This window comes from Haliscomenobacter sp., assembly GCF_040403615.1.
GTDB lineage: Bacteria > Bacteroidota > Bacteroidia > Chitinophagales > Saprospiraceae > Haliscomenobacter.
In genome coordinates this window covers 1-11844 of the sequence record NZ_JBBAKG010000148.1, presented here as the reverse complement: position 1 = coordinate 11844, position 11844 = coordinate 1, and the positions used below count along the sequence as shown (strand labels likewise).

At 44.8% G+C, this 11844-nt stretch carries 4 protein-coding genes; all 4 read right to left on the bottom strand.

Going from position 1 to position 11844, the window contains the following annotated elements; genetic code table 11:
- On the bottom strand, nt 1-3419 hold a 3419-nt coding region (locus tag ABW391_RS26680; RefSeq protein ID WP_353484961.1), incomplete at its 3' end, for an HYR domain-containing protein.
- A gap of 441 nt (nt 3420-3860) precedes the next feature.
- Nucleotides 3861-4799 (bottom strand): PorP/SprF family type IX secretion system membrane protein, encoded by a 939-nt coding sequence (locus ABW391_RS26675; protein ID WP_353484960.1) that lies wholly within the window; start codon nt 4797-4799, stop codon nt 3861-3863.
- Nucleotides 4800-4875: 76 nt separating this feature from the next.
- Complete coding sequence (locus ABW391_RS26670; RefSeq protein ID WP_353484959.1) at nt 4876-10779, bottom strand: cohesin domain-containing protein; 5904 nt, start codon at nt 10777-10779, stop codon at nt 4876-4878.
- A gap of 34 nt (nt 10780-10813) precedes the next feature.
- Nucleotides 10814-11617 (bottom strand): T9SS type A sorting domain-containing protein, encoded by an 804-nt coding sequence (locus ABW391_RS26665; protein ID WP_353484958.1) that lies wholly within the window; start codon nt 11615-11617, stop codon nt 10814-10816.
- Nucleotides 11618-11844: the final 227 nt, after the last annotated feature.

Here is an 11844-nt window from a genome sequence, read left to right as displayed (position 1 = left end):
AGGTTGGCTTGAGTCCAAAGGGGCAATTCTCCGTTTTCAGAATCCAGCAGTTGCAAGAGGTGGCGGTCAAAATCGAGGGTAAATTGGAAGCCTTGTATTTTGGCAACTTGCTCGGCGGTAAATTCAACGCTGACTTCTTCACCTGCTGCAAAAGTTTGGTTGTTGGTTTCTACGATGAGCTCGCCATTGGTGGTTCGTCCATCGGTATTGATCAAGCTATTGGGTTTGGCGCTCATGTTGACGTCACCTATTTTAACCCCAATAAAATCCGCCCGGCCTTCTTTCGACAAAAAGTTGTTGAGGTTTTTTGCTTCAGGGAAAGGCGCTTTGAGCGGATCCACTCCACTTGGAAACTTGTAGTTGGCATCAATAAAGCGCCAGGACGTGTTTCCATTCGGGAGGTTGGTTTCCATGTTGAGGATCAACTTGCGCAAGCGAATCAGGTCAAGAGTAGAAATATTGCCCGACTTATCCACATCCGCAGCGATGTATTGGTAAGGTGTTTTCAAATCCGCCAATCCGAGGATGTGCTTTTGAATGATCACCAAATCTATTGTAGTTACCCCATTGATAGGGTCTTCAACTTTCTGAGGTACAATGGTATAGTCGCCTCCAAGTGGTACTGAACTAAGGGTAAAAGTACCATCGGGGCCGGTTTTGGTATCTCCCAATTTGCTGCTGGCTTTGATGGCTACAGACTCCACTTGCTGCCCAGTTTCAGTTCGGATGCTACCTGCGATCTTGCCAACCGTTTCTCCAGTTGGTGGGCACAGTTTTCCGTTGTCCTGAATGTCGATAAACGTAGTGCAGAAGCCCCCGTTCCCCAGTGAATCGTAAACCCAAAGTTGAATAGCCTGGCGACCAATGTCTGCACAAGTAAAGGTCAGTTGATCGGTAGGCGTAGTTTGCAAAGAGCCAGCAGTTCCTCTGCGAATGGCGATCTTGGCCAGTTTACCGCCGCAATCATCGAAGCTACCTGCATCAAACAATTTGGCATCTACCACGGTCAAGGTTTGACCATTCCTGCTATCGAGGGTAGTGGAAAGGCCGTTGAGACATTGTGGTGTTGGCGCTTTCTTGTCCAGTACCGTAATGGTCATCGATCCTTGCGTTACGTTTCCACATTGGTCAACAGCACGGAACTGAATCAGGTGTTTTCCAATCGGATAAGTACCAGTTACTACCGCTCCTTTTGCATCGGAATATTTTCCATCATTAGAAATGGTCACGATGCCTCCACAATCTGTGCCAATGGCCGCTGCAACCGTAACTTTAATCTTGGTGCAATTATCTTTGATGCCGATCGTAGTATCTTTTGGCACGGTCAAAGTTGGTGCAGTTCGGTCTTCTACTTTAACGATTTGAGTATGGTAAAAAGTGGACTTTGCTGGATCATTCGGATCAAAGTTACACCAATCGATTACCGACCATTTTCGGAAAATTTTGAAACAAGTTTCAGTCTGGGAGTCAAACCGCTTGTCTTCATGATTGATCCCTATGGTTCCACAAATCGGGTATTTAACAATTGGTTCTCGGTTTGCCAATGGTAAATCCTGTGGGTCGGTTTTTCCACCACAACCAACGATGGTATAATCTTTTGGCCAGGTAATCATCGTGTCAATCAGTTTATTGGTGTTGACGATGGTGATGGTTTGGCTACAAGTTGAAGTGCGTCCTTTCCAATCTTTGGCTGTAAAGGTTCGGGTGATTTTGCCCCGGTTGCATTCTGCTCGTTCGTAAACGCTGGTAGAATCCAGGGTAAAAGAACAGTTTTCGAGCACAATCGGTGAGCCAAATTTATTCAGCTTGGTCACATCTGTGGTACATTCTACGATAACGCTGGATGGGCAAACGATGCGTGGCCCAAGTTCGTCACGGATAATGACTGTAAAATCGCAATCATTGAATTTTCCGTACAAGTCACCACCTTGGCGCTCACGAGCAGGATCAACGGCGCCGGCACCTGGATCAATTTCATATACCCGCAGGGTCAATTTTACATTTTGGCTATCTACATCACCGCAGCAAAATACCGCGTAGTCGTCATAGTATTCATCATAAGCGGGTGTACCGGGATTATCGTCACCATTGATTTTGTTGCATGCGCCCGGCACCAGGCGACGTACCTTGTAGTACAATCTTGCCTTACAGTTGTCTTTACTGCCTTCGTCAAAACTTTTGGCTTGAACGAAAGCAACACCTCCTTCGGGAAGAGAAACGATGTCGTTTTTACGGCAGATAACGGTTGGTACTTCTTCGTCTACAATGGTAAGCGTGGTGGTGCATGAGGCCGTATTCCCACATTGATCAATGGCAGTGTAAGTAATGGAATGTGTACCTATAGGAACATTAAAGTGGCGGTTGAATCCAGAGCTGCCATAGGATGCACGAACAGAAACTGCAGGATTTGGATCGCAATTGTCTACTGCAGTTGGTTTTGGCAACAAGATTACTGCTGTACACTGGCTAGGATCGGTTCTTTGTCGAATTGGCGCAGGGCAGGTCAATGTAGGTGCAGTTTCATCCTTAATTTGAATGATTTGGGTTGCATCCCTAAAATTACTGGTGCATCGATCAACAATTGTCCATCGTCGAGAGATCAATTTCCCTAATCCATTGCAGATTAGAGTTGTATCATCTCTAAATGTTACCAGAAATTCACAAAACCCATTGTTTTTTAGCTTGCGACCTTGAAAGGAAGGAACCCCAGTAATAGAAGTATCTGCATTGGGTCTTTCACAAGATAAATTGACCAGTCCAGGGATGGTTACATCATTTAGTCCAATTCTGCGCAAGACGATGTTTTGTACGCAGGTGTCAGCGTTGCCCGATGAGTCACGAGCGATCCAGCTCCGGCGAATGAATACAGCGGTGTCACTACCGCAACGTCCACGGGTAAACAGGTCTTCAAAGCGCAAACGGACAGTTCTGTTGATGTTGTCGACCACTCTGGGACGGCCAAGTTTGCTCGAGCTTGTGTCGGCAGAACAGAACAACGTGGTATCCCTACAGAAAATTTCTGGCGCTTGACCGTCAAATATTTGCAGGTAACCAGAGCAATTGAAGCCAGTCGTGTTATCGCGCACTAGTACAGTAAGTGTTTTTCCAATTCTTCCTCGAGCACTAATGACAATGGGATCAGCACCATTGCCCACAGCAGCTCCATTTTCATCTACAATGGTAATCAATTTCGGTCCGACGCAGGTAGAGGTCGCATCTACAATTAAATTACTTCCGATGCTTACCATTCCGTTTGCTCCTACGCTGATGCGAACTGGAGCTTCGGGGGTAATTGCTTTACATACTAATTGGCACTGTGCTTCTCCCGATTGGCCCCAAAGTAACAGAACCGGTATTAAGATCGGAAGCCATCGCACCCATCCCACAAAATTTGGCATGTACAGTGTTTTCTCATTCATGGCACTATGTTTTTGACGGTTTCGGATTAAAAATTTCTATTATAAAATCCAATACCGTGCCAAAGTGCTTTTCTGAGAATTTTTTTCTTTTTTTTCAAAAAAAAAGCCCCCTTCGCAAAAGAAGGAGGCCATCCCAAAAACCGATTTAAGTATATTCTTTGGTTCTGCAAATGCATAACTACAACATTGCAAGAACGCTGGTTTCTATGATTGTGCTTTAATTTGGCAACAAGGAGATGAAATGAGTAGCCTTTTAAGGTTACTCAATCAACACAAGGAGGGAACATGTACGCAGATAAAACATTAAAGAGAAACAAATATCAAAATTTTATTAACCAATAACAATACCCTGTTGTTGGTATTTTGATTTTAAATATATCATTTTGGCAAAATTGACTTCTATTTTGCAAAGGAAGTCAATTTTGCCAAAATGATCGTTTTCTATCTTTTGCCGTAAAGGCTATTTGTTTTGCTTTGTGCGCCTTTAAATCCGAAGATCAAAGTTACTTCATGTGAGCCAGAAGAATACTGCTGCAAATCCTGCATGGACAAATCGAAGGTGTAGAAAAACCGGAAACTTTGCGAAATTTCTGTTCCGATTAAAGCCCCGATTGTTTTTAGGGAGCGATACGACAATCCAGCAATCAATTTATCATTGAGCAACCCAGCTTTAAGGTTGATGTCAAGGTTAAAAGGCGTGTCTTTGATTTGACGCACCAGTAGGGAAGGCTCCAGGCTAAATTGGTTATTGGCCAATTTAAATTTGTGGCCAACCAAAAATGCGTAATGCTGGAAGATGCCCCCACTTGAGGAATTGGATACAATATTGTTCAGCCGTTGAGCAATCAGGTTGGTGAAGCTCAAACTGACAAAGGTATTTTCGTGAATTCTGGCAAAAAGCCCCAACGATGCGTCAAAATTCTGGCGGCCGTTTACGATGCCTTCGATGATGTTGTCCCCTTGCTGATAGATCGGTTCAGGCTCACCCAAAACGTTGTTGCCAATAGAAACCTGGCTAAATTCAGTTGAAAACCCAAGTGCGAACTTGATGTCATTATTGATTTTAAAGCGGAAAGCGGAGTTCAATCGTGCCCGAACTCTTGAAAGGCGCGCAGCGCTTTCGCCCATCACGGCAAGCCCGAATCCAAACGTATTGCCCAATGGGCCATGATACTGAACACCCACATTTTTAGGTGCGTCTGGAAAACCAATCCACTGCCCACGTGCATTGAACTGAACTTGGTGGGATTCTTCAAACCCTGCAGCCGCTGGATTGATGAGAATTGGAGCGAGGTTGTAATGGGTAAATACGGCCTCTTCTTGGGCCCAAAGCATTGCTGTTGGCAACAGCAGAAGTATAAGGTGTACTAGTTTTTTCATGGTAAAAATCGGTTGATGGTTCATGGAATATTGTTGGAGCGCCGGGTTATTTACCTTAACCCGGCGCTTAAAATGATTATTCTTCTCTTAAGAGCGTGATCGATCCTTTCGCCTGAATGTCCTTTCCATCGCTGTTTTTGTACGCCAATACGTAGTAGTAAGCGCCCTCTGGAAGTGGCTCACCGCTTTGGGTTGTTCCTTTCCAATCGTTGTTGTAGTTTTCTGCCTGGTATACCAATTGTCCCCAACGGTTGTAGATGCTGATTTTGTTGCCAGGAAACTCCTGGATACAGTTGATCAGAAATTCCTCATTAGAGCCGTCTCCATCAGGAGAAATTACTGCCCGAATGTCCATACAAGGTAAGCGGCGATCTTTTACTTCAATTGCACTGACTTCGGGAGTAGATTTACAGCCTCTGGAGTCAGTAACTTGCACAAAATAATCTCCAGGGCAAAGGCTTTTCACCAGTGAGTCACCACTGGTAACGGGCGCATTCCAACGGTAAGTATAAGGACGTACGCCCCCTTTTGCCTGAGCAAGAACTTGACCATTGCAACCTTCTGTAGCGTTGATGCTTTGTATTGTAACGGCAATCGCAGCAGGTTCTTTTACTTCAAAGGTTTTAGCCACAGTACAATTGTTCCGGTCAGTGATGGTAAGGGAGTAAGCTCCTTTGGCCAGACTTGTAACCCGTGGGGTACTACGGCCGTTGCTCCAGGCGTAAGTAAACTTGCCACCAGTTACACCACCATCCACCTCAGCAGCAATTTCACCATCACGGCTTCCGATACATGAAACATCCGTAATGAATGCATTGGCGTCTAATTTTGTTGGTGCCTTCAGTTCAACATCCTCTTCGATGCTGCACCCCAGGCCATCGGTAATGCGAATTACGTAGTTTCCAATACCCGCGTTGGTGAGGTTCTGGGCAGCTACTACCAGGGTATTCTTGAGCAACCACTCGTAAACATACCCTGTTCCGCCTCCATTTAATCCGGTTGCGCGTGCAGAACCGTCCTTGGCTTCCGCACAACTAACTGCAAAGCCATTAAAACTGGACAAAATTTGAACGCTTGCCGTTAATTTTGACGCAGTTGAAACCGTGTATTGTTTTTCGATGCGGTTGCCAGACTTTTCACTCACCACCAAGCGATATACCCCAGCAGTTACATCGCCCAAATCTTCCGTTTTGGTAATTGTATCTCCCCGGGCGCTCAACCAGGCAAAGCGATAAGGCGCAGCGCCACCAATAACCCGAAGATCAACTCCACCATCCTTATCATCTGGGCAACTGGTATTTTTCACGGTTGCACTCAAGGTAAAGGTAGTAAGTACAATGGGTTCGAAAGTTTTACGGCAGCCATTGGCATCAATCACCGAAGGAATAAAGTTTCCTTCGCAAAGGTTAATGATTTGAAAACCAACATTGGGTGCATTCCAGGATACTTGATATCCAGGTGTTCCACCAGTGATTGATAAGGCAATGCTACCAGTACAACCCGCATCTTCGGCATCATGACGAACAGCAAAAGAAGAAATTGTCAATGGATCTGGTTGGGTTACCACTACTGAACCATCGATTACGGTATTGCGGGAATCTGTAATTTTGTAGGTATAGTTGCCTGCAGCCAGGTTTTTGCGTTCAAAAGTGTTGCCCGTAAGGTTTTCAGGTTGTCCGTTGTTGAAGGTCAAAATATATGGCGCTACACCACCATTGACCTGCAAACGTGCACTTCCGGTTGACTCTCCATTACAACGGTTGCCAGTTATGTCTGGAGATACCGACAAAGGAACGGTTACGAGGTCTATTTTGAAACACCCCGTTGCAGTACAGCCTGCTAAATCGGTTACGGTTACACAATAATCTCCAACCACCAATCCCGACAAAGAGGCTGCCGTACTATTGTTGTTCCAGCGATAGGTATATCCTGGTTTTCCACCAGTAACGGTAAGCGTAATGCCTCCATTGGTTCCTCCTGGGGTATTGACATCGGTGAGACTAGCCTTGGTAACTTTAATTTCTGTAAGCACTGGAACCAAGGCATTTGCTGTAACCGAGTTGTTTTGGCTATCTGTAACGGTTACATTGTAATTGCCAGAGGCAACATTGGTAATATTCTGAGTAGTTGCATTGTTGCTACTCCACCGATAGGTGTATGGTCCAACGCCACCGGTTACCTGTAAACTTACCCCGCCTGTATTTTGGCCAAAACAAGCTTCCGTAATGGTTGGATTAACTTTTAGTCGTTGAACAATTGAAGCACACATGGTTGCAGTACAACCAGCATTGTCTATAACAGTTACACAATATTGACCTGCAGTCCCCAGATTGCTGATGTCTTCTGTCGTTGCCGTAAAAGGGCTTGGACCAGTCCAACTGAACCGATACGGAGCTACTCCACCGTTGAGGGCGATATTTACCGCACCATTGGAAGTATTTTGATCAAAGTTAACCGGATCTATTGAGGTGATTCTAACTGTTTGTTCTTGAGTAACCGTAACAGCGGAAGAAAATATACAACTTTTGGAGTCGGTTACCGTATAGGCGTAAGTCCCAGCAGCAATATTGCTCAATTGAGCGGTGGTTTGATTGTTTCCCCCCCATTTGTAAGTATAAGGACCAACACCTCCTGTAGCAGTAATTGTTGCCGAACCAGTAAGAGTGCCATCACATTTAGCAGCCACTATATTGGTGGTAGCGGCCAAAGCTGCAGCAGGCTGTGTAACAGCAGTAGGATTAGATACTGCGCGACATCCATTGGCATCGGTAACCGTCAAGGTATAACTGCCTACAGGTACATTGGTTGGGTTGGCTACTGCCGCGAGGTTTCCACTCCAGGCATAAGCAAGTGGAGCAGTGCCACCAGTAGCCGCCGCGTTTAAAGCTCCAGTACTCAAACCAAAACAAGACACGTCTGTTTTGGTGATGCCCGTGATGGTTACCGCAGCACTTGGCTGTGTGATTGAAAAAGTACCCGTTACGGTGGCAGCATTGCCGGAATCAGTAACCGTAACGTTGTATGAACCCGCAGCTAAATTGCTCAAATCTTGAGTCGTTGCGTTGTTGCTCCAGCGGTAGGTATACGTTCCTGTTCCACCTCTTATCTCTATATTGATCGCACCTTTGCTTTCTCCAAAACAAGGCACATTTGTAATTACAGCAGGAGATACAATGGTAGGTGCATTGGCTACGCCAATGGTTACTGTACCATCCTGGGTTTGTGTTTTGATGGCTTTTTCATTGACATCCGTAAGTTCTACAACTTTGGTTTTATCAATCCCCACATTTGAAGAACCGGTAGTGCCTTTGATGGTGAAGCACATGCGCATGATCACTGCATTATCAGGCAGGGTAACACCTGCGATTTGATCATCCACCCAGGATAAGGAAATGAATCCAGTGGTATTGTTGGCGTTTACACTACCAGAGGAAAAACCTCTTAAACCTGCATTGAAGTTGTCGAAAGTTTTATGCGTTAAGAATGCAGGGTCGAACTTAATCGCATATTGCATCCCGATTACATTTTTAAAATTGGTAGTCGTTAATTCGAGGCAGACATCCGTATTGGTTGTACCCGATGCACTGCCTACTTTAAGTGTCAAATCAGTGGTGTTGGCTAAATTTGCAGAAATAGTTCCCACACCCCGCTGGACAACAGCGGTCTGAGTATTGGATCGGGTAACGATAAGTCCGGTAGAACTAAAGCTTACCTGTGACGATACCGCTTTTAATGCCGTAAAGCACACCTCAAAAATGGCCGTATTGTTGCCAACTGAAACGCCGCCAACAGTTGCGGTACTCCAATTCAGCTTCAATGTTCCGGCGGTAACCCCTCCGTTACCTGGAGTAGTAAATGAAGCTTGGGTAAGACCAGATAAATTAAGATTGGTAACACTCTTGAATTGAAGCGCTGAAACATCATAAGTCAAAATACCGGCAACCGCTGAAATGTTGGTGAAATCAACGACATTTACTTTAACGCAAACATCCTGCCCCACTGTGCCCGATTGACTGCCAACATTCAGTTGAACATCTGGCGTAGTGACTACACTTCCAACTGTAATTTGGCCGGGTAAACCCGTAAACTGAAGTTGTGTGTTGTCTTTGTCAATTGCCTCTGGAGGAGGCGTTGTAGCAAACGTAACGCTTGATACAATATTGGTCAGCTTAGCTTTGAAACAGACATCAAATAGGGCAGTTCCGTTGGCAAGGGTGATGCCCGTTACATTGGGATCACTCCAGGATACCTTGATGCTCCCAACTGGATTCGTACCTACTCCTGGTAATCCGAATGAAGCTTCGGTCAAACCAGCCAATGTAAAGTTTTTTACCGCTGAAAAATCCAGTTGAGTAGAGTTGTAGGCGATGGTAAATTCCATCCCAACCATATTGGTAAAACCGTTGCCCGTATTGACCTTGATGCATACTTCCTGGTTGGTAGCTGGAACCGTGGCATCAGTAAGATCAAGGGTGAATCCAGATAAGCCGCCCGTTCCTGTTCCTACGGTAATGCTTCCAGGTAAACCGGTAAAAGTAACCGGTTGTCCATCTTTATTGATGATTTCAGAGGTAGCTCCAAATGTCACCGTTGACGTGATGTTGTTTAATTTCGGTTTAAAACATACTTCAAAAATAGCCGTACCGTTGGGCACTGAAACCCCAGCACTGACTTGTGGGTCGTTCCAGGACAACTTAATTGAACCCAATGGTGTAGCACCGACCCCAGGCTTACTGAAACTGGCATCAGTCAAACCAACTAAATTAAGGCTTTTGATGGCCGAAAATTCTAGTTGGGTTGAATTATACGTAAGGATGTATTCGGTACTCAATAAACTGGTGAAATTGGTAACCGTTACTTTTTGGCATACCTCCTGACCAACGGTGGTCGCCGTAGCATCCCCAATATCAAATGTAGCTGGGCCTGTGGTTGGGGGCCCATTTACGGTAATGACTCCAGTAGTTCCATTTAAGGTAACCGCTTGGTTGTCTTTATTCTGAATCGTTGCGGTTGTTCCAAAAGAGACGGTAGAGGTTATTCCTGCCGATTTTCCTTTAAAACAAACCTCAAAAATTGCGGTGGCAGCAGCAACAGTTGTTCCTGTAGTTGGAGTTGTACTCGTCCAGGTTAGTCCTAAAGTACCTGCCGGATTGGCACCAACACCAGGTTGGGTAAAGTTGGCAACCGTCAATCCAGCAAGATTGAAGTTTTTGACCGAGACGTAATCCAGCTGCGTTGAATTGTAGGCAATGGAGAATTGCATCCCCTTCAGGTTGGTAAACCCTGAAACTGTATTGACCTTTACACAAACTTCCTGGTTGGCTGCAGTAGCAGTAGCATCGGTAATATCCAGTGCTAACGTACCTCCAGAACCACCGGTATTGGTGCCTCCGGCACCGATGGTGACCACGGTTTGAGGAGTCGCCGTATTTACAACAACATTTTTCTCATTCTTGTCTACAACTTCTTTGTAAACAAATCTGAGATTCGTGGTTGCATCAAGGTTGACCGCAGTAAAGCAAATGTCAAAAATTGCAGTACCATCAACCACGGTAACACCCGCAACGTTGTTGTCGAGCCAAGAGACTTTCAATGTTCCGGTAGGGTTGCTTCCAGCTCCGGGTAGACCCATGGTTGCGGCAGACAATCCTGCAAGGTTAAAGTTTTTGACTTCTTTAAAGGTCAAGCGAGTAGAGTCAAACTTGAGTAGAAACTCAAGTCCAAGAATATCAACGAAGCCCGAAACTTTTACCTGAGCACAAAACTCTCCGGCTTTTTGTACGGTTACATTGCTGATAGAAAGAGAGAAGCCCATCAGTGATTCGTTGGCAGCAACGATTTTCACAGGTGCTTCATTGTCGCCAATTGTTGCAGGCGAATTGCTTGAAAAAGCTTTAAATGGTGTGAAAGTGGCCAGTAAAACAAAAAATATTGACCCCATCTTCACCCCACTAAGCAGGTGTGTAATAATCGGTTTCATCTTTGTCGGAATTTGGGATAAAGTGAGTTAATGATTATTGCAATAAAATCACTGGTTGCAAAGTAAATGATGTTCCCTGGTACATGCGGACAAAGTAATTGCCCTGAGCAGGAAAGACTGATTTTGGCAATAACAACTCTTGTTTACCGGCTAAATAAGTTCTTTGTTCTTTGTGGACTATTTTTCCAAGTACATCAACCACTTCAATCCGCAACAGGCCTGCTTCACGAAGGGTGAATTCCATTGTAATACGATCACTAAAAGGATTCGGATATGCGCGGGTTACCCTTAGTTTTTTTGGGTCATTGGCAAAAACTGAAGTCGGAGACTGCGGTTTAAGCATTATCAATCCGTCTTTGTATTCAGTCTTAACCGTAGCAAAGGTGGTATCGATGATTTCTCTTTCAAGAGTAGGCGACTCTGAGATATCAACGAATGAAATTGCGCTTTTGGATCCTGGTTTTCCAACCACCTTGTAATAGATTGAAAAAAGAGTGGTGTTGTCCTTTACAGTAACCCCCGTAATTCCTTCTTGCCAAAGAAAGCGCAACACTCCTTTTCGGGAGTTTATGTACCCAAAATGGTCATTTTTACTTAAGGGGATACCAAAGTTACCAATGGAATCAAAGCGAATCACTGCAGAGTCCCATGCTACCGCAAACGATGCTCCAATAATTCTCTTGAAGCCTGCGACTTTAACGTTGGCAACATAAGTTTTGGAACCAATGGGAAGGGTATCACGACTTGCAGAAATGCGGGTAAGCGTTTGCGCATTACCGGATGGCAGGCATAGGAATGTCACTGCCCAGCAAAGGAGTACTTGGATAATTTTTTTCATATCATGGGATTATATAAGCTCCTAAACGAGAAACTTTAAACCAATGCGAAGGTAATGAAAATTTGAAAAAAAAACTAAATTGAAAAGAATAAAAACAGAAAAGGGCGATGCAAATGCACCGCCCTCTCCATCAATATGATAGAGACGCGATGAATCGCGTCTCTACGAGTTGATTACTCAACAATAATCATCTTCTTGGTAGCAGTGAAATCGTCAGCTTCCAAAGT